The sequence below is a fragment of the Pseudomonas sp. 7P_10.2_Bac1 genome (assembly GCF_025465935.1).
Classification (GTDB): domain Bacteria; phylum Pseudomonadota; class Gammaproteobacteria; order Pseudomonadales; family Pseudomonadaceae; genus Aquipseudomonas.
In genome coordinates this window covers 65,976-91,427 of sequence record NZ_JANLNV010000058.1, presented here as the reverse complement: position 1 = coordinate 91,427, position 25,452 = coordinate 65,976, and the positions used below count along the sequence as shown (strand labels likewise).

The window sequence follows — 25,452 nt, the reverse complement described above, 5'->3', positions numbered from 1 at the left end:
CAGATGGTACGTCTTGCAGCGCTCGCCATGACCCTGTCCCTCGGCTTGTTACCTCAGGCAGCCAGTGCTGCAAGCTGTGACTGGCCGGCCTGGGACAGCTACAAGCAAGCCATGATGAGCAGTGACGGGCGCATCATTGATCGCTCGTCCAAGCAACTGATCACCACCTCGGAAGGCCAGAGCTATGGTTTGTTTTTCGCCTTGCTCGCCAATGACCGGGAGAGCTTTGCGCAGATGCTCAAATGGACCCGCAACAACCTGGCTGACGGCAATCTTGAAACCCGTCTGCCGGGCTGGGAATGGGGCCGCTCCGAGTCCGGAAAATGGCAAGTGCTCGACAGCAACAACGCCACGGATGCTGATCTGTGGATTGCCTACAGCCTGCTTGAAGCCGGGCGTTTGTGGCAGTTGCCCGAGTACCAGGCGCTGGGGCAGAACATGCTCTGGCGCAGTACCGCGCAAAGTGTGCGGTTGATTCCAGGGCTGGGGCTGATGTTGATGCCGGGTGATGTGGGTTTTGACAGCGACGCAGGATGGCGCCTCAACCCCAGCTATCTGCCGCCACAACTGTTGGCACGCTTTGCCAAGGTGACCCCGGTGTGGGGTGATATTGCAGCGAATCAGCAACGCATGTTGCTCGAAGGCTCTCCCAAGGGGTTTGCGCCTAACTGGTTGCTGTGGGAAACCGCTGGCGGCTGGAAGCCTGATCCCAAGTCTGCGAGTACCGGCAGCTATGACGCGATTCGTGTGTACCTATGGGTTGGCATGCTGGCCAAGGACGCGGCAAATCGCCAGGCCTTGCAAGCGCACTTCAAGCCCATGGCCGCCCTCACCCAGACGCTGGGCTACCCGCCTGAGTCGGTCGACGCGCTGACCGGCCAATACACCGGCAAGGGCCCGGCGGGTTTCTCTGCTGCACTGTTGCCGCTACTCGCCAGCACCGGCTCACCCGCCTATGACGTACAGCTGGCACGGGTACAGCAAGATCCCCCGGCGGCGGATGCTTATTACAACCAGTCCTTGCTCCTGTTTGGCCAGGGCTGGAATGAACAACGCTATCGCTTTGACAAGGATGGTCAGCTTTTACCTGCGTGGGTCAACACATGCAAAAAATAATGGCGTGGGCATTGTTGTTCGGTGGTATTTCAACCCCTGCCCTGGCACAACCGGTCAGCATCCAGGATCAACAGCAGTGGTTGCTGGAACAGGTGCGAATCGGCGAAGCCTTGTACCGGGATGATCTTGTTCGCGATTCCCTGGCGCGGCTTTCGTTGATCGCGCCAAACAACCCGCAAGCCTTGGCAGCGGCTGTGCGACAGGCGTTGCTGGATAAAAAACCGGAGCTGGCCCAGCAACGCTTGAGCCAGTTGCAGCAATTGGCGCCAGGCTCGGCGGCGTTGCAGCAGGCGCAAAACCTCATGAAGCTGCAAGACCCGCAAAGTCAGAAGCAATTGCAGCAGGCGCGCCTGTACGCTGCTGGTGGTCGCCCAGAAGATGCTGCGGCCATCTTCGAGCAATTGTTTGGAAATGCTGCGCCGGACTTCGCTACATCACTGGAATACTTGCGCATTCGCAGTGCTATTGCTGGGCAACGACCCCGCACTATCGAGCAAATGAAAGCGCTGGATGCGCAATATCCGGGCAACGTCGGGCTGCGCCAAACCCTGGCCGACTTATTGTTCAGGGAAAAACGCGATGGCGAAGCGCTAGTGGTTTTGCATCAACTATCGCAAGACCCCTATGCCAGTAACGCAGCGGCAGAGCGGGAATATGAGTACATCAGTACTTTGCCGGTCGAGCGCTCCACAATGCTGGCATGGCAAGAGTACTTGCAACGCTATCCTCGGTCTCCAGTGCGCACCGAGGCCACTCAAAAATTACAGGTCCAGCAGCAATTGCTCGCAGACCCTGCGTGGTTAGCTGGAGCTCGCGGCAAACAAATGGTTGAGCAGTCACGCAACCCGGTTGCAGCTGAAGACCTGTTGCGCCGAGCACTCAAGCGTTACCCCGATGACGCTTCGTTTCATGGCGCACTGGGTATGGCCTTGTTTGCACAAGGCCGGTATGACGCAGCTTATACCGTGTTCAATACCGCACGCAGCAAAGAGCAAGACACCTCCAAAATCAGCAAATGGCAAGACCTGGTCACCTCTAGCCGTTACCAGATGCTACTCGCACAAGGCGAGAAAGCCCTGCAACGCAGAGACTATATTGGCGCAAACAATACCTTCCAACAGGCACGCAAGATAAAACCTGAGGATGCGGAGTGGCTGATCGGTCTGGCTGATGTTGCTGTCGCACAACAAAACCCGACACAAGCCGAGTCCTTGTTGCAGCAAGCCAGGCGTATGGAACCGGCCAATGCCAGTGCCGTCCGTGGGCTGGTGCGCATCTACTTGGCGCAATCACCGGACAAGGCCAAGTCCTTCCTCGATAACTTGCCGCCTTCCATGCAAAAAGAATTTACTGGCGAGAGGCGAAGCCTGGAGGTGAACGAGTTGAACCTCCAGGCTGATGCAGCCAGCGAGCGCAAGGACTGGCCTCAAGTGGTGGCCCTGCTGACTAAGGTTCGCAACCTGACACCGGATGAACCCTGGCTGACCTATCGAATGGCCAATGCCCAGCGCGAGATAAACCAGCCGGGTGCAGCTGACGACAGCTTCAAACAGTTGATGCAACGCCAAGGCCATAACCCTGAAGCGCTGTATGCCTATGCGCTGTACCTCTCCAGCACCGAGCGTGATGCCAGCGCCTTGAGCGTACTGGAACAGCTGCCCAAGGCGCAGTGGAGCGACTCGATGCGCGAGCTCGATGCACGCTTGCAACGCAACGTGCTGCTGGCCCGTGCAGAAAGCTTGCGTAAAGCCGGCCAGGAACAGCAAGCCATTGCCCTGCTGATGCAAAAGCCCAGTCAGGACGACCTCTTGACCCTCGCCGGTTGGGCCCAGGAACGCCAGGATTACCCGCAAGCACAAACACTTTATGCGCAAGTACTGCGCCAGGCGCCTGATAACACTGATGCACAATTGGGGCAAATCGAAACCCTGATCAACACTCGGCAACTCGAGACTGCACGGCGCCAGTTGGCACAGTTCAAGCCCGCGCAAGACGCTGCCTTGACGCCCTCGCAACAACGCCAATTAGCCAATGCCTGGGCTGGCGTCGGCGAACCCGACAAAGCTCAGGCTTTGTATGCCGAACTGCTGAAAACCCCACAGGCAGATCCGTTGCTGTACCGCGATGCCGCGCGGCTGATCTCCGCCACACAACCGCAACAGGCGCTCGATTATTACGCCAAAGGCATGGCCGGTGCCGGCTTGCTGACACCCGAGCAAGCCAACCCCCGTGATAACCGCGCCATGACCTTGGCCAGCCGTGAAAAGGACAACGATGAGTGGCTGCAAAGCAGCCTGCGCCGGGATGTAGACGAACTCTACCAACGGCAAACTCCGACTTTGCACCTGTATACCGACTACGGCTGGCGCGCTGACGATGCTTCGGCGGGCACCTCGGACACCGATACCCAGACCACCATCCTGCAACTGGACTTGCCCATAGCCGATGGCAGCGGATTTATCCGGGCCGAGCAGATCGACATGGATGCGGGCAAGTTCGACACAGACGAAGATGGTGTGGTCAACGAGAACTACGGTACGTGCGCAATCGCCATCAAACCCAAGGGCGCCGATGACCCGGTGCTATCCGGCTGTGAGGACCGGTCCCAGTCAGCCCGGGGCACTACCCTGGCCGCCGGTTGGAAAAACGAAACGTGGAACATCGACCTTGGCCGCACGCCAGACACCTTCAAAGTGCCTAACTGGTTAGGCGGCGTGGCCTACAGCAGCAAAATAGGTTCCTTGGGCTGGACCCTGACCGGCTCGCGTCGCCCCATGAGCAACTCAATCCTGTCGTATGCCGGCGCCAAAGACTTGAACACCGGCGTGACCTGGGGGGGTGTGACCTCAAACGGCCTGACCTTGAACCTGAGCCATGACGAAGGCGGTGTAGACGGTGTCTGGGCCAGCTTCGGACAGCATTGGCTGCGCGGCAAAAACGTCGCGAACAACCACAAGAGCACGGCCATGGCCGGCTACTATTACCGCCTTGTGGAACGGGCCGATGAACGCATGCGCACGGGCTTGACCGTGATGTACTGGGGTTACGACAAAGACCTGAGCGAATACACCCTTGGCCAGGGTGGGTATTACAGTCCGCAGCAATACTTCTCGGTGGGCGTGCCATTGACTTACGCCTGGCGTACCCCGAACTGGTCGGTGTCACTGGAAAGCTCGGTGGGTTGGTCGTTTGCCAAAACCAAGTCCAATGACCTTTACCCCTTGCATGGGTTGAACGACAAATTGCTGAGCGCGGTCGACGAGCAAGGTTTCGAGCTGGTCGACGCATTGGGCAAAACCAAGGGCGGGACCAGTAATGGTGTCGGCATTCGCTTGCAAGGCCTGGCTGAACGCAGGCTAACGGACAATCTGGTGCTAGGCGGCGGGTTGCTCTATCAGCACAGTGAAAGCTACGCCCCGAGCCGAGCCATGCTGTACCTGCGCTATACCTTTGATGCCTGGCAAGGCAACTTGCCTTTACCGGTAGAGCCGCTGGTACCGTACGCAGACTTCAGATAGTCGTTAAGCGCAACGGCCTCGCGATCTTTTGAAGAAAAGATCGCGAGGCATGCTCGCCCCTACAGACGCTCAAGTACCTTGGAACAGGCCGTGATCATGAATGGCTGCTCCAGAACACCGCTGTGGCCGCGACCAGTATGACCAGGAACAATATTGCCCACGCGTCGACCCGGCTCGTGGTTTTACGCACCTTCATTTGAGTTCTCATCGCATCGCCTTTTTTCGGTTTTATGGGTGAATGCTTAGAAGAATGTCTTTCAGTTAAGTCCAGTAATACCCTTTCTACAAGTAAGTGATTGAGAATCAACCTCTTATAGGCGGTTTGGTTCTTTGCATATGCTTAAACATCACTTTTGCGCATAACTACAAACTGGTATCTTGCCACCGCTCCGTGGGGAGTGCGCGGCCGTGCGCGCAGATAAGCTGTAAGCAGCCTGAGAACAGGACCTATATGTACGTATATGACGAGTACGATCAGCGGATCATCGAGGACCGCGTAAAGCAGTTCCGTGATCAAACCCGACGCTACCTGGCAGGGGAGCTGAGCGAAGAAGAGTTCCGCCCCCTGCGCCTGCAAAATGGCCTTTATGTTCAGCGTTTTGCACCAATGCTGCGGGTCGCCGTGCCGTATGGCCAGCTGACTTCGCGTCAAGCGCGAATGATGGCAAAGATCGCCCGCGACTATGACAAGGGCTATGCCCATATCAGTACCCGCCAGAACGTACAGTTCAACTGGCCGGCTCTTGAAGACGTTCCCGATATCCTGGAAGAACTGGCCACCGTGCAGATGCACGCCATCCAGACCAGCGGTAACTGCCTGCGTAACGTCACCACCGACCAGTTTGCCGGTGTCGCCGCTGACGAATTGATCGATACGCGCCCATGGTGCGAAATCGTTCGTCAATGGACGACCTTCCACCCAGAATTCGCCTACCTGCCGCGTAAATTCAAGATCGCCATCAATGGCTCGGCTTCTGACCGTGCAGCCATCGAAGTGCATGACATTGGCCTGGAGCCAGTGTTCAACGAAGCTGGCGAGCTGGGCTTTAGAGTCCTGGTCGGTGGCGGCCTGGGGCGTACTCCAGTGGTCGGCGCGTTCATTAACGAATTCCTGCCGTGGCAAGACCTGTTGAGCTACCTCGAAGCCATCCTGCGTGTGTACAACCGCTATGGCCGTCGTGACAACAAGTACAAGGCCCGTATCAAGATTCTGGTCAAGGCGCTAACGCCTGAAGTGTTCGCCGAGCGCGTTGAAGCAGAAATGGTTCACTTGCGCGGTGGCTCGACCACACTGACCGAAACTGAAGTTCAGCGCATCGCCAAGCACTTCGTTGACCCGGCGTACAAAGACCTGCCTGACTTCAGCGCAGAGCTGGCTGAACTGGACCAACAGCACCCAGGCTTCGCTCGCTGGCGTACCCGTAACACCCTAGCCCACAAAAAGCCGGGCTATGTTGCCGTAACCCTGTCGCTGAAACCGACCGGCGTAGCGCCAGGCGATGTGACTGACAAGCAGTGGGACGGTATTGCCGACATGGCAGACCGCTACAGCTTCGGCCAACTGCGGACTTCGCATGAGCAGAACATCATCCTGGCTGACGTCGAGCAGAACCAGTTGTTCACCATGTGGGGCGAGTTGCGCGAGCAAGGTTTCGCCACGCCTAACATTGGCTTGCTGACCGATATGATCTGCTGCCCGGGCGGTGATTTCTGCTCGCTGGCCAACGCCAAGTCGATCCCGATTGCCGAATCCATCCAGCGCCGCTTTGATGACCTGGACTACCTGTTCGATATCGGCGAGCTGGACCTCAACATTTCCGGTTGCATGAACGCCTGTGGCCACCACCACGTCGGTCACATCGGAATCCTGGGCGTAGACAAGAAAGGCGCCGAGTTCTATCAAGTGTCGCTGGGCGGTAACGCCAGCCGTGACGCCAGCCTGGGCAAGATCCTCGGCCCGTCGTTCGCACAAGAAGACATGCCGGATGTGATTGAAAAGCTGATCGACGTCTATGTCGAAAAACGCAACGAAGACGAGCGTTTCATCGACACATACCAACGTATCGGCATCGACCCTTTCAAGGAGCGCGTCTATGCAGCGAATCATTAAGAACAACGAAGTCATCGACGAAACCTGGCACCTGCTGCCAAAGGACGCGACCTTCGATGGCATTTCCAACTGTGATGACCTGATCGTCCCGCTGGCGTTGTGGCGCGAGCATGCTCACGCCCTCAAGGCCCGTGACGGCGGTTTGGGTGTATGGCTGGACAGCGATGAAGAAGCCGAAGAAATTGGCGAGGACGTTGCGCACTTCCAGGTGATTGCGCTCAACTTCCCGGCCTTCACCGATGGCCGCAGCTACTCCAACGCCCGCCTGCTGCGTGATCGCTATGGCTTTAAAGGCGAACTGCGCGCCATCGGCGATGTACTGCGCGACCAATTGTTCTATCTGCACCGCTGCGGCTTTGACGCGTTTGCCATTCGCGCCGACAAAGACCCGTACGAAGCCCTGGAAGGCCTGAAAGATTTTTCGGTGACCTACCAGTCTTCAACCGACGAGCCAATGCCTCTGTTCCGTCGTCGCTAAGCCTCAAAACCGTGCCCTGAGCCCACGCGCCCTGCGTGGTTCAGGGTATTGGCGCCCTCCTCATGCATCTGTTGGTCTGGAACTGCCAGGTGACTGGATACCAGGCAATGGATGACGTTCAAGCTCCATCTTGGTCAGTAAAGTGACCACATCAGCGATCGCTTTATTGCGCTCACGCCCCACCCGGTCTGACTCGCGCTTGTACTCCTCACTGCTGAGTGTCGTGCGTTGCGAATACACCTCATCCAGCGACTCTTGATACCTGGCCAGCACCGCTGAGAACGACTCCGGTGTTTTCTTGCGCAGGTATTCGCTCCAGAAGTCTTGTCCGGCAATGGACTCCACCAATGCTGGCATTTGCTCTTGGGCCAGGACATAACCCTTGGCGGTTTCCAGTTCCGCGTCTGACACGTTGGCAATGTTTTCGAACCGCATGCTGGTCGGCCTTGACGGCAGTTCCAACTGACTGGACAGGTTAACGTGATAGAACATCTGGATCTGCATCGGATCAAGCCGGGCAATCTGGCGCTGTACACTGCCCGGGCTGAGCAACGCAGCCAGCCTGATGCCTTCGGAAGTCCCCAGACGATAGCCAACCCCCTGAAGCTCGACGGGGTCCATCTCGGCCAGAGGCTGCGGCGCAAAGTCCGGGCTTACCGTATCAATCAAGTCTTGCAACTGTTGCACGTACTCCCTTTGCGTCGCGTGAATGGTATTTATCCGGGCCTTGATAATGCTCAAGACATGCCGATTGAGAACATCAATCCGGTACAACCCCCGCGCCAGGGTTAGCAATGCCCGCTCACTCTGTGCTGAGTGCTCCGCCATGAACACCTGGTAGTCCAGCTCCAGATCGGCAAATACCATGGCAATTCCGTCACTGCAGGTGCGCAGGTGGCCGGCCAGGGTGAACAAGCGTCTACGCAAGTCTGTGCTTTCATAAGCGGCCCGCAACAACGTCCAGACACGCCGGGTCAGGTCTTCCTTGGCTCTGGAAAACTGTGAGGTGGTGCTCAGATCATCGATCAATCCGAAGAAATCCGTGGAATCCGAGTGACGCAGCAATTCGTTCCACATATTGCTTTGCTCGGCAGAGGGCTCGTCGGCCCACAGGTTGATCCCTTGCGTACGGGAGCCATGTTGATGTGCGCCCGCGATGCCTGCATCAATGAGCTGAGTGTTGCGGTACAGCTCCATACGCCTGACCGAGTCGGGGCTCAATGGATTGTCATGCAAGGACGTCACCCTATTGATCGGCGCCATGGCCTCGGTCAGAAGTTCAGCCGGAATATGACTGATCGCATTGTTGCGCAAGTCCAGTGTTTGCAAGTTGCTCAGTGACTGAATCCCTTCAGGCCAAGTATTCACCCCGGTATATCGCAGGATTAAATGCTGCAAGTTGGCCATTTGTTGCACTGAAAAATTGTGCCCGAGGGGGTTGCCGGTCAACACCACAGATTTCAACTTGCTCAAGCCTGACAACACGGTTGCGCTCTCAGCGGTCAGTACCATTTGGTTGTTGCGCAGGTTTAAATACGTCAACTCTGGCATCGTGGCAATCGAGGACGGAAATTCAACGAGCTGGCAGTTATTCAATGACAGATCACGCAACTCCGGGAATTTTGCCAATAACCTGGCCGGAATCGCGCATGAGATATTCGCCACGTGCAAGGAAATGACATGCCCAAAATCAGCCCTCAGGCTCGGTAAAGCATCAACCGGCCAACCGTTGAGATCCAGCTCGTAACCGGCGTGCCCCTCCAGGGTCACACTGGTGCTCAGTCTGCGCCAGGCCCGGATCAACGCCCGACTCATACTGCGCTTGGTTTGCGCTGGCACCAAGACACGCGGCCCCCTGACTGGATGAGTCCAGACGCTTGCCTCCTCCCATTCGAGCAATGTCCTGCGCAGCCCCTCAAGCTCTGCTTTGAGCCGTACCAATTCACGCGCCGCCAAGGCGGGTGTCATCTGCAGGCGGCTTAAATGCTGCGATACCTGGACATCCGACATGTTCGGGTACAGCTCACGAACCAGGTCTTTCAAGACCAAGGCCTGGTTTTCAACACGCAGGTGCCCGGACCGGCCGCCCAACGTGTACCCCACCCGGCCGTCAGCCAACTGCATCGGGGATCTGAACCAGGGTTTTATCGGTTGCATGCCCAACGCTTTCGCCGAGTTGGCCCGTTGCCCGGCTGCCAGTGTGGCAATGCGAGACATGAATGCTGGATAGGTAAGCACAGCCCCCGAATTCAGCGCCAGGCGCTCGTTGTCGGTCAGGGACGCGAATACACATGCAGTCAAATCTGTGCTGGTGATAGTGCTTCGAGTCCTCGGATCGTAATACTCATACTGTTCGCCCTTTTTAAAAATCTCACGACTCGGCTGCCCCGCCATACCCTCAATCACACTGATCCGCTGATTGTTCAGTTGATTACGTACTTCCAGTCGTAACGTACCTGGCCATCCCGGCAACGCTTTCAGCGTATGCCAGGCCAGGGTTTGGCTATCCGCCGTGCTCAAGGCGTCACAAAATATCCCTTCGATGGCCCGATTCAAGCGCAACCGCTGCGCATAGCGTCGCGATTCTTCCAGCGCGTGCAGGGGCAAACGGCCCAGATTAGTGAGCGCCAAGACTTCATCGGGGGTCAGATGACTGATTAGTTCGTCGAGGACATTGACTGGCAACGTGGAAAATTTGTTTCTGATATTTCGTTGCGCAGGCGTCAAGACGCTATCAGACGCATAAAAACGGGACACCAGCGTGCGCTTGGTCGCTTGGGCGTGATTGCCCAACTTGATGGCCAAGGCTTTTGCCTGAGCTTCAGCGCCGCTAACTCCCTCGCCGAGTAATGTCTCGACTTGCGTATTGGACAGGGCTGCAACCGTTGTTTTGAGCAATTCGCCGGCGTCGATCTGCGCCTGGGTGACCTCGACCCGTGCATAAGCGCGCAGAGCGGGTGGGCCATAGTCCTTGAAGGTCCCGCGCTGCAAGTCAAGTACGCGCAGCGTGTGATCATGTGGCCAACCTGGTAGTTCAGTCAGCAACTGCAGCTGTAAGGGGGCAAAGTCCGGCTTGTTGTACGCCGGGCGTTTCATTTCTGTGCAGAAAGTCTCGATCTGGACGCTCGAGCGCACTCGTTCAATCCCATCTGCCAGTAACGGCGGCCTGGACAGGATGTCAATGTACAGACTGCGAAGCTCACCCTCCGTGGTGTCGGTGGTCAACAGGATTTGCTCACACGCAGCGTCGGTAAATAGCTCGGTATCTAATCCAAGGCGCCTGAACAGTTTCAGACGCGACCATTGCATCGGCTCATCCAGTTCATGGGTCCAGGCGCCACTGCCGTTATGCCGCAAGACAGGGCTGTAGCCTTCGGGGTGTAGTGCGTCGATCGCCATTTGAGCGCTATTGAGGTTCCCTTTGACCCTATACACCTTCTGGTCGAGCTCCAGATACTGCCGGTCATGGATCGTGTACAGACCTTGAGCATCCGGTTTGAGCCCGTCGAGCAGTTCCGGGGGTTGTTCATAAGGCCGCAGGTCAGGCTTCCACAGCCGTTTCTGACCATTGCCAAGCGTCACTTGGACCATGCGGTCAACGGCCGGTGTCGGTTTCAGGGTTTTGAACGCTCCAGGCGCAGCGACGAGGGCAAGGTTCTGCGCTACATCAAAAAGGTGCTCAAGTGCTGCAACCTTGTCATCACGCTGCCAGGCTTTAATGCCTTCATAGATATCGACACCCAACTGAATCACGCCAAACAACAGCATCAACTCACCGACCACAGGAACAAACCCAACCGCCAGGGCCAAGGCACTCAAACCGGCATTCCAGAACGCGGCCTGGCGCTCGAGGCGCGCCTTGCTATCTTCGTCAGCGGTTGGAATGGCCAGCATGCGGGCGTCATCTTTTATCTGTTCCAGTTGCAACAGCCAGGCTATTTCAAAGGGGTCACCCAGTTGGGGAATCAGACGGGACTCATTGAACAGTGCCGGCTCAGTTACCACAGGGGCCCTAACCAGTAACAGCGAATCCCAGCTGACGTTTTTCAGGTCTGTCCTTCGGATAAATTCGGCGCGATAACGCAAAGGCACGTATTTAACGAAGTAGTCGGAGAATTCACGTCGCTTGAGCCACTCGCGTAACTCAACCTTGAACTGATCGAAATGCGCGAAAGCAAAAAAAGTCCGGTCCGGCGCTTGTGGCAGGTAAACGATGCAGCGCTGGGCTTGAGTGGCCGGCCGTTTTTCGGGCCACAGCACAATCATGCCCGGGACTTCAAAGCCCATAAGTTCAAAGGTGCTGTGCAGGTTGTGCCGCGTATCCCATACCGCGGACGGAGCCACTACCGCATTGAGGATGAAGGTAAAATCCTCAAGCACCAGATGGCCCTTCATAAAGGCCACGTATAGCTCAGCCATAAATTCATAGCGCTTGTTCAAACTAAAACTGGTTTTAAGCTTATGAGCCTTGGAGCGTGGGTCGGTGGCAGCGTATTCATTTTCCACCGGATTGAACACGCGGCTTAAATGCCACTGATACTGTTCGCCAATATTGAGATCGCTACAAATTCGCGCAAAGGTTTCTGGCTCAAACTCAGGTACATCAACGAACTGATTATTGTCCACCCGGTAAATGGATGAACCAGCTCCCATACCGCCTTTGACTGTTTCGGCGGCTGCAAAACTCTGCAAGGCGGCTTGCAGCAGATCATGGCGGCTAATATTTGAAACCAGATTAACTTCCAGAGATGCAGGTATCCAGGATTCGGGCAATACCCATTGCGCCACGCTATCAATGAGATTGAGTTGTTGATTCGCGATAAATATGACGGGGTTATCTAATAACCGAACCTGTTTCAAACCATAGGTTCTTGGGTTGATATGGCTCCAGCCATAGGCGGCAAGGGCCGTTTTTAGCAGCGGTTCTGCAAATTTTTCAATCGGCGTGACCCGGGCATACACGGCTGCAACTTCCGCTTGGGCTGCATGCCACTGCATCATGGTCTGGCGCAATCCCGCCCGTATATATTCCGGTGCGCCCTTGAACCACTGAGGCAGTTGTTGAGCAATCAACGCTTCGTGCTGCTGGCTGACCACGGCGTCGAGCAGTTCAGACGGTTTGAGGCGAGGCGTTGCTGCGGGGGGCGTGACAGGTAATTGCGGGTTGTCCGTCATGGTATAAGTCTGCTTTAAAGTTGAGACTCAAGCTTATAGACAGGCAACGCGTTAATTTAATTGAATAACCAATGAGTCGAGCATTCAAAGCAGCAATAATTCAACCCTATAAAACAAATATATAACGCACTTTTAATTTAAACCCTGTAACGGCCTTGTGGCCGCAACAGGGTTTTAATTTACCAGAAGCGTTGCTGAGTCAAACGGCTCCACAACGAATCGGCCACACGTTCAGCCGAGTGGCTCGCCGCGAGCCCCACTCGCTCTTGCAAACTTTTACGCTGAACGTAGTGCAAGTGAAACAGTTGTGCCTGCTGAGCACGCTCGGACAAATATTCATCGCTGGTTTTCAACTCATCCACCAGCAACTTATCGACCGCAGCCACGCCCAACCAGACTTCCCCGGTCGCGACCTGATCAATCTCCAGTTGCGGCCGATATTGGGCAACGAAATTCTTGAATAGCTGGTGAGTGATATCCAAGTCTTGCTGAAACTTCTCACGGCCTTTTTCAGTGTTTTCACCAAATACGGTCAACGTGCGCTTGTACTCGCCAGCCGTCAGGACTTCGTAATCAATATCGTGTTTTTTAAGCAGGCGGTTGACGTTAGGCAACTGCGCCACCACCCCGATCGAGCCCAGGATGGCAAACGGCGAGCTGATAATTTTTTGCCCGATACACGCCATCATGTAACCGCCACTGGCAGCCACTTTGTCAATGCAGATGGTCAGCGGAATACCGGCTTGGCGAATACGTGCCAGTTGCGATGAGGCCAGGCCGTAGCTATGCACCATGCCACCACCACTTTCCAGACGCAGTACAACTTCGTCAGTTGGAGTGGCCAGGGTGAGCAGCGCAGTAATTTCATGGCGCAGGCTCTCGGTGGCGGAGGCCTTGATATCGCCTTCAAAATCCAGGACGAAGACCCGCGGTTTTTCGTCAGGTTGCTTCTTCTGCTTCTTATCCGCCTTGGCCTGCTGTTTGCGCAGTGCCTTGAGTTGATCCTTGGACAACAACGACTGCTCGAGTTTGTCGCGCAGACCTTTGTAGAACTCGTTCATTTTGTTGACTTGCAGTTGCCCGGCAGTTTTACGGCCTCTGCCACGTAATGCCGCCAGAGTTACCAGGACCACCAGAATGGCAACCACCAGGGTGACGGTTTTAGCCAAAAAACTGGCATATTCGGCAAGAAATTCCACAGCCTCTCCTTACAAACGCTTGCAGCCCTCGGGTTAGGGCCACGTAATGTTGCCCAGCATACCGGCGTGAATCAGGTGCTGCCAGCCGTGAAACACCTTGTTGACGGTGCTCGCCGGCAATTCAAACAAGCGTATGTTTTTTTATTGACAGGCTCCCGGCATCCTCCTAACCTCGCCTGACTTTCAACGTGCCGGGAAGCGGACGTGGGCAACATTTACTTGATTCGACATGGACAGGCTTCATTCGGTGCAGACGACTACGACGTTCTGTCACCGCTGGGGATTCGTCAGGCGCAAATCACCGGCCAGCACCTGGTTGACTTGGGTGTACGCTTTGATCGCTGTCTGTCGGGTGATTTGTTGCGTCAGCAACACACCGCCGAACATGCCCTCGCCCAATACCACGCTGCAGGGCTGACCACGCCCAAGCTGGAAATCGATCCGGCCTTCAATGAGTTCGATGCATTCGGTATTCTCGATGCCCTGCTGCCCGGGATCCTGCCGCAAGAACCGCAAGCCCTGCAGATTCTTGAAAATGCCGCCCAGCAACCTGAAGAGTTCCAGCGCATCTTCGACCTGATCATCGCGCGCTGGCTCAGCGGCACCTACGACACTGCTCAGATCGAAAGCTGGCTGGCTTTTGTCGAGCGTGTGCAAGGTGGCCTGAACCGCGTACTCGACCAGGCCGGGCATAAACAAAACATTGCCGTGTTCACCTCCGGCGGCAGCATCACCGCCCTGCTCCACCTGCTGACCCAAATTCCCGCCAGCGAAGCGTTCAAACTGACCTGGCAAATCGTCAATACCTCGCTGAGCCAACTCAAGTACCGCGGCCGCGATGTAACCCTGGCTTCTTTCAACAATCACGTACATTTGCAGTTGTTGAAGACGCCATCGCTGATCACTTACCGATAAGCGCTGGCACCCGCGACCCAAGCGTCGCTGCAACCCACCCTAAAAAGGATCGAACCATGACTTCTGTAGCTGATGCCGTTCAAGCAATGAAAGCTAAATTCAACCCAGCCGCTGCTGCGGGCCTGGACCTGGTTTTTGGTTTTCGCATTGATGAAGACAAGCACTTCTCTCTGATCGTTAAAGACAGCACCTGCGAACTGCAAGAAGGCGAGAACCCGGACGCTCAGGTCACTCTGGTCATGGACGGCGAAACGCTGGAAGGCATCGTGAGCGGCGAAACCGACGGTATGCAAGCCTTCATGGGCGGCAAACTGCGCGCTGAAGGCGACATGATGCTGGCCATGAAGCTGAGCGAGCTGTTCCCTTCGTAAGCCACACGTAACGCCCTGAAAACCGAAGCCCACGCGCTTCGGTTTTTTTTTAAGTGTGCTTCACTCAATGCCAATCAAGGACACTGATTATTCACTAACACTCACACCTATTAAGGCTGTGCTGGCCGTCTCGGCACATTAGATTAGCGAATGTTGTCAGGTCACAAAAATAAGCAGAAGAGATAAACATGACGCTTACCGACTCCTCTACCCGCATCCGTTCTGGCGAAGAGCTCAACGCCAACCAGATTGACCCTTACCTCAAGGCTCATGTCCCGGGGCTTTCGGGGCAACCGGTGATCAGCCAATTTCCTGGTGGTGCTTCCAACCTGACTTACCTGATCGAGTACCCAGGTGTTGAGTTGGTCCTGCGCCGCCCGCCGTTTGGCCATAAAGCCAAGTCAGCCCACGACATGGGCCGCGAGTTTCGCATCCTTAACCAGCTCAAGGACGCATTCCCGTATTGCCCCAAGGCGTATGCCCATTGCACCGACACCCAGGTCATCGGTTCGGAGTTCTACGTGATGGAACGGGTCAAGGGCATCATCTTGCGCTCAGACCTGCCCGGCGAACTGGCTTTGACCGCCGCCGACACGCAAACCTTGTGCAAAAGCTTCATCGACAAACTGGTTGAGTTGCACCGGGTTGATTACAACGCTTGCGGTCTGGGCGATCTTGGCAAGCCTGAAGGTTACGTGCAGCGTCAGATCTCGGGCTGGAGCGATCGCTATGAAAAGGCCCTGACTGCCGATGCCCCCCTCTGGGAAGAGGTCAAGGCATGGCTTAATGACAAAATGCCCACCGACCACCCGACGCCGGCGCTTGTTCATAACGACTATCGCTTCGACAACGTGATCCTCGACCCAAACAACCCGATGCAGATCATCGGCGTGCTGGATTGGGAGCTGACCACCCTTGGCGACCCGTTGATGGATTTGGGTAATACCCTGGCCTACTGGATCGAAGCCGATGACCCGGCGCCGGTTCAACTGATGCGTCGCCAACCGAGCAATGCTCCCGGCATGCTCACCCGTCGCCAATTCGTCGACTACTACGCCGAACGCTCAGGCATTGAGATCGAAAATTACGATTTTTACTACACTTACGGCCTGTTCCGTCTGGCGGGTATCGTCCAACAGATCTACTACCGCTACTACCACGGCCAGACCCAGGACAAACGCTTTGCACCCTTCGTGCACATGAACGCGCTGCTTGAGCAGATGAGCCTGAAAGTCATCCGCCAGTCCAGCCTTTAAGCCCGCGATAAACAGAGAATCAGCATGTCCAAGACCCAACTGTTCGACCTTGACGGCAAAATCGCCTTTGTTTCCGGTGCCAGTCGCGGCATTGGTGAAGCCATCGCTAAACTGCTGGCCCAGCAAGGCGCCCATGTGATTGTTTCGAGCCGCAAGCTCGAAGGTTGTCAGCCGGTTGCCGAGGCGATCATCGCCAATGGCGGCAAAGCCACTGCAATTGCCTGCCACATTGGTGAAATGGAGCAAATCACCCAGACCTTTGCGCGCATTCGCCAAGACTTCGGACGCCTCGATATTCTGGTCAACAACGCAGCGACCAACCCACAGTTTGCCAACGTGCTGGACACCGACTTGGGCGCGTTTCAAAAAACCGTGGATGTGAACATTCGTGGCTACTTCTTCATGTCCGTTGAAGCCGGCAAGCTGATGCGTGAGCACGGCGGCGGCAGCATTATCAACGTGGCCTCGATCAATGGTGTCTCGCCAGGTCCGTTCCAGGGCATCTACTCCATGACCAAGGCTGCCGTCATCAACATGACCAAGGTTTTTGCCAAAGAGTGTGCGGCGTTTGGCATCCGCTGCAACGCACTGCTGCCGGGCCTGACCGACACCAAATTCGCCTCGGCGCTGGTCAAGAACGAGGCCATTCTCAAAGGGGCGTTGCAACAGATCCCGCTCAAGCGCGTGGCAGACCCGAGTGAAATGGCCGGCGCAGTGTTGTACCTGGCCAGTGATGCCTCCAGTTACACCACAGGGGTGTCCTTGAATGTCGATGGCGGATTTTTGTCCTGAGCCAAACCGAGCCCTATGGCGGGTTTGTCGTGCGATCTGTGGACTGATCAATCGACAAGCCCGTAGCTTTAGTCCCTGCGCGCCGCCGGTAACATTTAGCCAGCGACGCACCTTGCAATAAAACGTGAACAGCCCCTAGCGATGCTGCGCTGACCAGCGACGCGCCAGATGGCTGTAGCCCTCTCTGGCCTTCAGCAGTAAAACCCCGCGCAGTTCCGTGAATGCCGACAACACGCCGCGCGCAGCAGCTACCCAGCTTCGAACGCGGGCACTTTGCCCAGCGGCTGATTGCCCGGTGGCATAGTGAGCGATCGATTCGACCCCAACGCCCGCCCAATACCCCCACACCTGATTGAACATCCGGCTCAAACCGCCGTGAGCAGTGCCTGCCGGGTCGGGCAACTGCAGGGCATCCACATGGGATTCATAAACCGAAGAGCCGTGCCCCGCGCGCAGCATAGTCGCCGCTGCCGCATCGTAGCCCTCAATCAAGGGCCCGAGATTCGGCAGTAAGGCCCCAGGTACCAGGCGATTGAAAATCGCATTGGGAACCGTGGCCAACCCGTAAGCCCCGGCCGCCGCCAGGGTTCTGGGCACCCTGCCGGCCAACGGCGTTTGCCCCCATGACACGCTGGTCCCCAGGCCACGCACAACTTGCTGCATAACCTCTCTGGAGACCGCGCGCACATGGCCCACCAGCCGTTCCCGAGCGACCGGGTCCCATTCATCTTCATGACTGTCCTGGTCCTGAAGCACAAACCCCCTGTCGGCTGCGACTGAGCCGATAAAACCAATCACCGGGCTCCAGCGAGTCCAGTTGCTGGAAACACCGACGGACATATGCAGCACCGCCATTGCATCCAGCCCGGCCACTACCTGTCGCAAAAGCGTATTGAGCATGCGCGTCGGTTGCCTGCCGGCAAACAGCAGCAGATCAACTCCGGCGCCAATTGCATTGCTCGCGTACGTCGCCAGCGAGTCACGTATAGCCGCAGAACTCGCGGCCTGCACCACCGGGCGAACACGCTGTGCGAGTTGGCTGAGCACGCCGCGAAAACCTGAGAAGCGCGTAATCTTTGGCGGCTCACTTACCAAACCTTGGCTATCGCGGTAAGACACGGGATTGCCGCGTGCCATGGCATACAGATTCAAACCATCAATGGCACCCGCAGGGTCGGTGCTGATCCAGCGCGAAAGCCAGGGAGCATAGTAGCGATAGCCAAAGTAATACAGGCCACTGGCATCACGTTCCTTGCCTGAAAAACGAATGGTTTTGAAGGATGCCTGGAGCGTATTTCTGGCCGCCCACCAGGCAGTACCGCCATAGGGGTAGTAGGTCTCCTGGCTCAGGACAAGCGCTTGATCATCCAGTTCCAGGGTGCTGCTGCCCAGATGATCTGAGAGGGAATAGCGCACGTGCTCATTTTTAACGCCTGCGGGGCAACCTTGCTCCCATTGCAAGATCCGCACGCTGTTTAATCCCCCGGCGACCACGAGTGCATTGAGCCACTCGCCGGTGGCGCTGTTGCGGCGAATCTCCAGGCCCGGCAAGTAGCGGACTTCACTGCAATGACGCTGGTTTTTGGCCAGGCTGCAGCGAACTTTAAGCACACGCTGCCCTTCGCCATCGTAGCGGTAGAATTCGTGATCATCTTCACCCTCGGCCCGCACGACCTGAGTGACCCGCAGCAACTGGTTGCGCACATTCCAACTGAGCGTCTGCCCCGACTCCAGTGCTATCTGATTACCGTTTTGATCAAACCCGCTACCCAGCCCAGGGCTGTCAGCGCCCAACGCCCATTGCAGGCTGTGATTGCTGCGAGGGGCGATACTCATCTGCCGTGTATAACCCGTGGCTTGCGCAGGCAGGTGCTGCAAGGTGCTCAGGTTGCCACCCGCATCGTAGGCATAGTGTTGGCGATAAGTACGACACAGATGCTCTTGGGTCGAACCAAAGACCACCGGCACCAGAAACTCAGGCCCGCGCACGGAGCGCGCACTTTCTCGTCCCGTAGCCTCGATCAGTTGATAAAGGGTGTCATAGCGATAGGTGTTCTGCGCCTCGGTCCGCGTGTTGCCAGACCACTGCACCGGCTGGGCTGCGTCTCTCACGGTTAACACATTGCCCACACGGTCATACACATAGTTCAGGTCTTGCAAGGGCTCAGTCGCCCGTCCAGCACGGTAGCTACGCAAGCGCTGCAGTCGCTGATCACGCGCGTTGTAATCCAGCACACTGATAACGCCATTGCCGGCCTGCTCGCTCAGCACCTGCCCACTGGCGCTGTAGGTGCGCTGTTGCAACAGGCTTTGTTCACGCCCCCCGGCGAGCGTTACGCCGACACTGGCCAGCAAACCATCTACCGCGTAGCGCGAATGCTGCAGGTTGCCCTTGGCATCGGTCTGCTCGACAAGCTGCCCCAATGCTTGATACCGCCACGCGCTGGTATGCCCTGCAATGACTGGCAAGGCGTCAGTGAAGTGCCGTGTCTGGATCGAGAGTTGCCCCAGCAAATCGTACGACTCGAAGGTTAACTGGCCCGCCGGATCGTCATGAATGATCAGCCTTCCGCAACGATTACGCGCCGCGTCGATGGGGGTAGACGCGGCATAACGCAGTTGCTCGACAGTCGTGAAGGTTTCTTCATTGCTGGCTTGCTCAGTTCTGCGGGTCAGGCGTAACAATTCGTCGTACGCAAACGCCTGGCAAGCCCCCCGTGAATCCCGGCATTCAATCAACTGCCCGGCACTGCCCAGCACACTGATACGCCACCCCTGGTCAACGCCGTGCGTCGACAGCAGATGACCCGATAGCGAATGCTCCAAACGCTGACTGGGCCTGAGGCTGGCATCGAGTTCATGCAGGGATGACAAGCGCGGGTCCCATTGCTCCTTGAGTGTACCTCGGGAGCTAAATACGTTCCGTTGTATGCGCGACTGTGGCTCGTCTTGGGTGTTTTCGCGGTGATAGGCCACCGCACGGACGTTCAACCCGCGAGGATCGAACGCGGTCAACGACGGGGTATGTTGGTGCAAAAGTGAAGGCATAGGGTGATGTCCTGAACGGCACAATAATTAAAAAGTGTAGAGATCAGGTCCCATGACTCCTGAGGAATGGAGGCTGGTTTTGTTTCCAGATAAGTGCGGTTACAAAATTTCAGGCTGCATCTCAGGCCCAATGCCGTCTGTGTCTGACAGCCTGCAGAGCAGTGATGTGCTGCAGGGTACGTGACTTAAACAGGGTCACCCCCAGCTTCCCAAAGACCCAGCCACTGCAGGTACAATCCCCGGCTTTCTTCCTCTTCCAAGGGTTACCCATGTCCGGGCTTGAATTGTTTGCCGCCGCACTCGGCGTGATCGCCGTCTGGTTAACGGTCAAGCAAAACCCTTGGTGCTGGCCCATTGGGCTGGTGATGGTGCTGCTCTATAGCTGGATCTTCTTCGAGGTAAAGCTGTATTCGGACATGTTGCTGCAAGTGGTGTATGCCGTCTTGCAGTTATATGGCTGGTGGCAATGGACTCGCGCCGGAGCACAGCATCAGGGCCGGCAAGTGACGTCGCTGAATGCACGGCAAATTTCCTTTGGCCTGGGCATTGGCGCCATCGGCAGCCTGGCGCTCGGTGCCGCGATGGCCCACTGGACGGACGCCGCACAGCCGTGGCTTGACGCAGCGCTGACGGCGTTCAGTCTGGTCGCGCAGCTGTGGATGGCGCAGAAACGTCTGCAGTGCTGGGCGCTTTGGTTTGTCGTGGATGTGATCTTCGTTGGCCTGTTTATCTACAAAGGTTTGTACCTGACCGCCGGGCTGTATGCCTTGTTCACGGTCATCGCCATCCAGGGCTGGCGTGACTGGCGCCTGGACCCGGCGCTGCGCACATGAAAGTGGTGGTACTGGCAGGGCCGGAATCCAGCGGCAAAAGCTGGCTCGCAGCGCAGTTGCAAGCCCATTTTGGTGGCGTGATGGTGGGCGAATATGTGCGCTACTTCATTGAGCAGAACCCCCGTGATACTTGCTTGGCCGACATCCCAACCATCGCCCGCGGGCAACTCGACTGGGAAGATCAGGCCCGTACCCGGCAGCCTGAATTGTTGATTCTGGATACTCACTTGCTGAGCAACATACTCTGGAGCCAAACCCTGTTTGGCGACTGCCCGGACTGGCTGGAGCCGCAGTTGCTCAGCCGTCACTACGACCTGCATTTGCTGCTGTCACCCGACGAGGTGGAATGGAGGCAAGACGGTCAACGCTGCCAACCGCTGCTGGCCGAGCGACAACGGTTTTTCAATGCCAGCCGAGAGTGGCTCGAACGCCACCAGCAACCCCTGCAGATCATTACGGGTGACTGGCCGACTCGACAGCGTCAGGCCTTTGCAGCCGTGCAACGTCTGCTCGCTGAACCTTGAACGTGTCCGTTATTGAAACACTCCATACGCTGCAAAACCCTGTAAAAACTGAGGCTTTCTGTTCTAAGGCAAAAACTGTAATGACCGTGATACAGCGTTAAGCGGTTTAACACCTGTTGGCGTTCAAGTTTGAAACACCGTTTCGACCAGTATTTAAATATCGTTCATAACTTATTGTTTTATAAGACTTATTAAAAGCGGCATGTGAATTGCTCTTGTAATGAACAGTGTTCAATTGAATAAGACACGCATCACTCTGGTCGGCCATGAAAACGGAGTTTGCAATGAAATCAACTGACGCTCTAAAGCCATTGGCCTACGCCCTTGCCGCTCTGTTTGCCGCCGCACAACAACCGAGTCCTAGCGAATTTGGTGCTTGTGCAACAGCCGATAAAAAGTAGGCCGGGACACTCCCAGCACTTTGGCTGCAGCACTCAGGTTACTGGAGTGGCGAAGCAATGCATCGCACAGCGCCTGCCGCTCGGCCCGGTGCTTGTAGTCTTCGAGGGTTTCCATTGCCAGCGGGGCATTGGCGTACGACTCCAGGCCCAGATCTGCGGCTTCGATTTGCCGGCCTTCGGCCATGACCAGCCCACGTCGAACGCGATTGGCCAGTTCGCGAACATTGCCTGGCCACACATGATTGCCCATCGCGACCAGCGCGCTCTCGCTGAACGAACGTGGGCGGCGTCCGATTTCTTGGCTGTAGAATCGGGCAAAGTGGTTGGCCAACAAGCTGAGGTCGCCATGCAACTCCCGCAGGGGAACCGTGGAGACTTGTAAAACGTTGAGCCGGTAGTACAGATCTTCACGAAAGCGGCCGGACAGGATCGCGGCTTCGAGGTCGATATGGGTGGCTGCCAGCACACGCACATTAACGGGTATCGATTCACCACCGCCGACCCGTTCAATGTGTTTTTCCTGCAGGAAACGCAGAAGATTGGCTTGCAATTCCAGCGGCAAGTCGCCGATTTCATCGAGGAACAGCGTGCCACCATTGGCCGCTTCAATACGCCCGATCTTGCGCTGGTAAGCACCCGTAAATGCGCCTTTTTCGTGGCCAAAAAGCTCGGATTGAATCAAATGTTCGGCGATTGAGCCGCAATTGATCGCGATAAAGGGTTTGTCGTGGCGCAGAGACTGGCGATGCAGCGTTTGGGCAACCAGCTCTTTGCCGGTGCCGCTCTCTCCACGGATCAGGATCGGTGACTCGGTAGGGGCAAATTTGCCGAGCAGCTTGCGCAACTCGCGCAGGGAGCGGCTTTCGCCCAATAACTCATGGGGTTGGGTATCGGCCGGGTTCAACATCTTGTCATGCAAGCGGGCCATGCCGAACGCCCGACCAATCGTGACCTGCATCCGCGGCACATCAAAGGGCAAGGTATGGAAGTCGAAGAACCATTCATAAACGAAGTTGCCGACATTTTTGAGTTTGAGCACGTCAGGGCTTACAACGGCGATCCATTGCGTACCACTGCGGTTAATCATCTGTTTAAGCGCATCAGGCCGCTCTAGGTGCTCGGGTAACAACCGGAACAAACCCACGTCACACGGGCGATCACTCACGGATTCCAGGCTGCAACTGTCCACTGACCAGCCAATGCTTTGAAGCCCGGGTAATAACTGGTGGCAATCTTCAAAAGGATCAACAACTAACAGACGTCGAGGAGATGACATTGCGAGCATGGAGGCGTCTTCACGTGAGTGAACAAAAAGGTGGAAAAACAAAGTGTTGATAACGGTGAGCGTAACGTTAGCTACTCAATGAGTAGGCCTTGTACCGTTTTTTTATAACGCTAATAGCCAATTGAGATTTGCCAACTCAAAGAGACATATTGCCGCAGTAACAACTATTTAAGTGGATATGGCTAACGGTCCAAAAGTGATTGAAATCGAGGCGGGTTAAAAAAAATTAAAAAAAATGACAGGCGTGTGTGACCTGAAGCCGGTCTCGGGACATCAGTACAAGTAACCAACCGAACGGTACGCCCAGCCGACGGTTAATCATTTGATGGGCACACATGAGAGACGACACTATGAACGCCCCGCTCCGTATCAACGAAGCACTTTTGATTGCCGGCCACGCCTTTGAACCTTTCCAGTGCGTTGCCTGGGAAGCGCCCAATGGCCAGGGCGAGTTGAGCCTGACCGTGATTGACCGCACCAGCAACCGTATCGGTCACAAACAGATCTCGCGCAGTGCCTGGGCCGATGCCGCCCAGTTCAAAAACCTGCTGGCCCAGACCCGCAACGAATTGAGCGATGAAGGCTATGCACTTCAACCTTGGGTAATACCGGCTTAACAGCTCCGCACGTGTTGGAGCGAGCTTACCTGGGGATCTTTTAAAAGATCAAAAGCTCGCTCCTGGCGTCAGCAAGTCAGGTGTCGATATGGCGGTAATCGATTTGCAGATCCGCTGCTATTTGCACTGAACGCCCCAACCGAATCGGGCCGCGCTCGATATCAATCAACAACCCCGTACAATCCAACCGTGGCAGCTCGGGCCCTTCCTTCAATCGGCCGTCTGTTACCAGTAAAAAGCGCTGCAGCTCCTGCGGGAACTGTTTTCGACGCACACCCAGCCAACGCCCAGCCTCTTGCAAAGCCTCCAGCAACGGCGTCCCACCACCCGCCCCCAGATTGATCAGCCAATTATCCAGAGCCTTTGACGCCTTGGTTCCGCTGACGTGCCACTGTGGTGAGCTACCGCTGGCGGTCATCACCGCGATGCGCGCACGTTGCCGATAGGCGTCTTCAAACAACTGAGCCAGCAAGCCTTTGGCATCGCTCAGGGCCTGGTGCCTGCGGGTTGAAGCCGACGCATCAATCACCACCAGCCATAGTTCCTGTGCAGCCTGTTGACGGGTTTTGTGGGCAAGGTCCTCGCGTGAATGAGGGCGGCCACGCAGCAGGGTCTGCACCCAATCAACTGCCCCGCTCTCGGCACTGCGACTGGCGCCGTGCTTACCCTGCTCAAGTACGCCTGGCTGAGGTCTGGCATCCGCCCCCGGCGTTGAGCGAGGGCGGATGCCTAAGGCTTTTTTGGCCAGCTCGGTACTTCTCGGCGAGCGCCCATGGCTTGTGGCTGTGCAGGCAGCTCACCCCACTGGCCTTGACCGGAACGCCCAGAGCTGCCCGCCGACTGGGATTGCGGCTCAGGCTGATCCGGGCTTGGAGCGTGTGGCGGCTGTTCGCGGCGACGATGGCGCAAGGCAAATTCGGCTACTGCATCAATGTCTTCCAGGCTGATAGCGCCTGCGCCCCGCCATGCGGCATGAGCGCGCGCAGCGCGCAACCAGACCAGATCGGCGCGCAGACCATCCACGCCCGCAGCAAAGCAGCGCTCGGCAATCACGGCCAGTGAATCATCATCCAGGGCGATCTGCGGCAAGCGGCTGCGAGCTTGCTGGCAGCGTTGACGCAATGCCTCCTGTGCCGGTTCCCACTGCGCACAGAAACCTTGCGGATCGCTATCAAACCCTAAGCGACGACGGATGATTTCACCGCGTTCGGCCGGTTGCGGCTGGCCGCTCATGGCCACGTTCAGGCCAAAACGGTCCAGCAGTTGCGGGCGCAGTTCACCTTCTTCGGGGTTCATCGTGCCAATCAGTACAAACCGTGCCGCGTGCCGATGGGAAATACCATCACGCTCCACTACGTTGGTGCCACTGGCGGCAACATCCAGCAGCACGTCCACTAAGTGATCGGCCAGCAAGTTAACTTCATCGACATACAACACACCGCCATCAGCCTTGGCCAGTACCCCGGGGGAAAACTGCGCCTTGCCCTGACCCAACGCTGCATCCAGATCGAGGGTGCCCACCAGGCGTTCTTCGGTAGCGCCCAACGGCAAGGTGACAAACGGCCCGCCGGCAAGCACATCAGCCAACCCCCGGGCCAGCGTTGACTTGGCCATGCCGCGCGGACCTTCGATCAACACTCCGCCGATCTTCGGGTCAATCGCCGTCAGGCACAGCGCCAGTTTCAATGGATCTGCGCCGACCACCGCCGAAAGCGGGAAATGCGGGGTGTTCGTCATGTGTAAAGCCCTTTCATATAGGTACTTCCCTCTGTAGGAGCGAGCTTGTTCGCGATCTTTTAAAGATCACAAGCCCT

The 25,452-nt window shown here is 56.7% G+C and carries 17 protein-coding genes; 11 read left to right on the top strand and 6 right to left on the bottom strand.

All coding sequences use genetic code 11. The annotated features are described in order from the left end of the window. Positions 1–3: 3 nt before the first annotated feature. The 4 genes from bcsZ to NTD86_RS10205 all read left to right on the top strand — a co-directional run bounded on the left by bcsZ (position 4) and on the right by NTD86_RS10205 (position 7,222). Complete coding sequence (gene bcsZ, locus NTD86_RS10220) at positions 4–1,116, top strand: cellulose synthase complex periplasmic endoglucanase BcsZ (protein ID WP_262202082.1); 1,113 nt, start codon at positions 4–6, stop codon at positions 1,114–1,116. After that, the gene (bcsC, locus tag NTD86_RS10215; RefSeq protein ID WP_262202081.1) at positions 1,104–4,634 is read left to right on the top strand and encodes a cellulose synthase complex outer membrane protein BcsC; all 3,531 of its coding nucleotides are present in this window, start codon (positions 1,104–1,106) and stop codon (positions 4,632–4,634) included. The genes bcsZ and bcsC overlap by 13 nt, the downstream gene beginning before the upstream one ends. A gap of 451 nt (positions 4,635–5,085) precedes the next feature. After that, positions 5,086–6,744, top strand: coding sequence for a nitrite/sulfite reductase (locus NTD86_RS10210; RefSeq protein ID WP_262202080.1), 1,659 nt, complete (start codon positions 5,086–5,088; stop codon positions 6,742–6,744). Then, positions 6,728–7,222: a DUF934 domain-containing protein gene (locus NTD86_RS10205; protein WP_262202079.1), complete on the top strand. Its 495-nt coding sequence runs from the start codon at positions 6,728–6,730 to the stop codon at positions 7,220–7,222. Before NTD86_RS10210 ends, NTD86_RS10205 begins: the two co-directional genes overlap by 17 nt. Positions 7,223–7,282: 60 nt before the next feature. Here NTD86_RS10205 and NTD86_RS10200 read toward each other — a convergent pair whose 3' ends face one another. Both NTD86_RS10200 and sohB read right to left on the bottom strand, forming a co-directional pair. After that, entirely contained in the window at positions 7,283–12,397 is a 5,115-nt protein-coding gene (locus NTD86_RS10200; RefSeq protein ID WP_262202078.1) for an NEL-type E3 ubiquitin ligase domain-containing protein, read from the bottom strand. Positions 12,398–12,576: 179 nt separating this feature from the next. Next, positions 12,577–13,596 carry a protease SohB gene (gene sohB, locus NTD86_RS10195; protein ID WP_262202077.1) on the bottom strand — a complete coding sequence of 340 codons (1,020 nt, stop codon included), beginning with the start codon at positions 13,594–13,596 and terminating at the stop codon, positions 12,577–12,579. Between the two features lie 204 nt (positions 13,597–13,800). Here sohB and NTD86_RS10190 point away from each other — a divergent pair, with 204 nt between their 5' ends. The 4 genes from NTD86_RS10190 to NTD86_RS10175 all read left to right on the top strand — a co-directional run bounded on the left by NTD86_RS10190 (position 13,801) and on the right by NTD86_RS10175 (position 16,930). Continuing rightward, complete coding sequence (locus NTD86_RS10190; protein WP_262202076.1) at positions 13,801–14,511, top strand: histidine phosphatase family protein; 711 nt, start codon at positions 13,801–13,803, stop codon at positions 14,509–14,511. 56 nt (positions 14,512–14,567) lie between these two features. Further along, positions 14,568–14,882, top strand: a complete 315-nt coding sequence (locus tag NTD86_RS10185; RefSeq protein WP_262202075.1) for an SCP2 sterol-binding domain-containing protein — start codon at positions 14,568–14,570, stop codon at positions 14,880–14,882. A 188-nt stretch (positions 14,883–15,070) separates the two neighbouring features. Continuing rightward, positions 15,071–16,138 carry a phosphotransferase family protein gene (locus NTD86_RS10180; RefSeq protein ID WP_262202074.1) on the top strand — a complete coding sequence of 356 codons (1,068 nt, stop codon included), beginning with the start codon at positions 15,071–15,073 and terminating at the stop codon, positions 16,136–16,138. Between the two features lie 24 nt (positions 16,139–16,162). Then, positions 16,163–16,930 (top strand): SDR family oxidoreductase, encoded by a 768-nt coding sequence (locus NTD86_RS10175; RefSeq protein ID WP_262202073.1) that lies wholly within the window; start codon positions 16,163–16,165, stop codon positions 16,928–16,930. A gap of 135 nt (positions 16,931–17,065) precedes the next feature. On the opposite strand, the gene NTD86_RS10170 is transcribed toward NTD86_RS10175, so the two are convergent. After that, positions 17,066–19,978 (bottom strand): RHS repeat-associated core domain-containing protein, encoded by a 2,913-nt coding sequence (locus NTD86_RS10170; protein WP_262202072.1) that lies wholly within the window; start codon positions 19,976–19,978, stop codon positions 17,066–17,068. 269 nt (positions 19,979–20,247) lie between these two features. On the opposite strand from NTD86_RS10170, the gene pnuC reads away from it, so the two are divergent. Then, the gene (gene pnuC / locus NTD86_RS10165; RefSeq protein WP_262202071.1) at positions 20,248–20,811 is read left to right on the top strand and encodes a nicotinamide riboside transporter PnuC; all 564 of its coding nucleotides are present in this window, start codon (positions 20,248–20,250) and stop codon (positions 20,809–20,811) included. Next, positions 20,808–21,335, top strand: coding sequence for an AAA family ATPase (locus NTD86_RS10160; RefSeq protein ID WP_262202070.1), 528 nt, complete (start codon positions 20,808–20,810; stop codon positions 21,333–21,335). The genes pnuC and NTD86_RS10160 overlap by 4 nt, the downstream gene beginning before the upstream one ends. A gap of 360 nt (positions 21,336–21,695) precedes the next feature. Here the strand turns inward: NTD86_RS10160 and NTD86_RS10155 are convergent, their stop codons facing one another. After that, positions 21,696–23,021, bottom strand: coding sequence for a sigma-54 dependent transcriptional regulator (locus tag NTD86_RS10155; protein ID WP_262202069.1), 1,326 nt, complete (start codon positions 23,019–23,021; stop codon positions 21,696–21,698). Positions 23,022–23,371: 350 nt separating this feature from the next. On the opposite strand from NTD86_RS10155, the gene NTD86_RS10150 reads away from it, so the two are divergent. Further along, positions 23,372–23,638 (top strand): hypothetical protein, encoded by a 267-nt coding sequence (locus NTD86_RS10150; protein ID WP_262202068.1) that lies wholly within the window; start codon positions 23,372–23,374, stop codon positions 23,636–23,638. Between the two features lie 76 nt (positions 23,639–23,714). Here the strand turns inward: NTD86_RS10150 and NTD86_RS10145 are convergent, their stop codons facing one another. Both NTD86_RS10145 and NTD86_RS10140 read right to left on the bottom strand, forming a co-directional pair. After that, the gene (locus tag NTD86_RS10145) at positions 23,715–24,257 is read right to left on the bottom strand and encodes a vWA domain-containing protein (RefSeq protein ID WP_315974737.1); all 543 of its coding nucleotides are present in this window, start codon (positions 24,255–24,257) and stop codon (positions 23,715–23,717) included. 110 nt (positions 24,258–24,367) lie between these two features. Then, entirely contained in the window at positions 24,368–25,375 is a 1,008-nt protein-coding gene (locus NTD86_RS10140; protein WP_262202067.1) for an ATP-binding protein, read from the bottom strand. Positions 25,376–25,452: the final 77 nt, after the last annotated feature.

Excerpts from the sequence above, each read along its gene's own strand:
- NTD86_RS10200 (WP_262202078.1), bottom strand. The coding sequence starts at position 12,397 with ATGACGGACAACCCGCAATTACCTGTCACGCCCCCCGCAGCAACGCCT.
- pnuC (WP_262202071.1), top strand. The coding sequence starts at position 20,248 with ATGTCCGGGCTTGAATTGTTTGCCGCCGCACTCGGCGTGATCGCCGTC.
- NTD86_RS10205 (WP_262202079.1), top strand. The coding sequence starts at position 6,728 with ATGCAGCGAATCATTAAGAACAACGAAGTCATCGACGAAACCTGGCAC.
- NTD86_RS10155 (WP_262202069.1), bottom strand. The coding sequence starts at position 23,021 with ATGCTCGCAATGTCATCTCCTCGACGTCTGTTAGTTGTTGATCCTTTT.
- NTD86_RS10175 (WP_262202073.1), top strand. The coding sequence starts at position 16,163 with ATGTCCAAGACCCAACTGTTCGACCTTGACGGCAAAATCGCCTTTGTT.
- bcsZ (WP_262202082.1), top strand. The coding sequence starts at position 4 with ATGGTACGTCTTGCAGCGCTCGCCATGACCCTGTCCCTCGGCTTGTTA.
- NTD86_RS10140 (WP_262202067.1), bottom strand. The coding sequence starts at position 25,375 with ATGACGAACACCCCGCATTTCCCGCTTTCGGCGGTGGTCGGCGCAGAT.
- NTD86_RS10170 (WP_262202072.1), bottom strand. The coding sequence starts at position 19,978 with ATGCCTTCACTTTTGCACCAACATACCCCGTCGTTGACCGCGTTCGAT.
- NTD86_RS10210 (WP_262202080.1), top strand. The coding sequence starts at position 5,086 with ATGTACGTATATGACGAGTACGATCAGCGGATCATCGAGGACCGCGTA.
- NTD86_RS10180 (WP_262202074.1), top strand. The coding sequence starts at position 15,071 with ATGACGCTTACCGACTCCTCTACCCGCATCCGTTCTGGCGAAGAGCTC.
- NTD86_RS10185 (WP_262202075.1), top strand. The coding sequence starts at position 14,568 with ATGACTTCTGTAGCTGATGCCGTTCAAGCAATGAAAGCTAAATTCAAC.
- NTD86_RS10160 (WP_262202070.1), top strand. The coding sequence starts at position 20,808 with ATGAAAGTGGTGGTACTGGCAGGGCCGGAATCCAGCGGCAAAAGCTGG.
- NTD86_RS10150 (WP_262202068.1), top strand. The coding sequence starts at position 23,372 with ATGAACGCCCCGCTCCGTATCAACGAAGCACTTTTGATTGCCGGCCAC.
- bcsC (WP_262202081.1), top strand. The coding sequence starts at position 1,104 with ATGCAAAAAATAATGGCGTGGGCATTGTTGTTCGGTGGTATTTCAACC.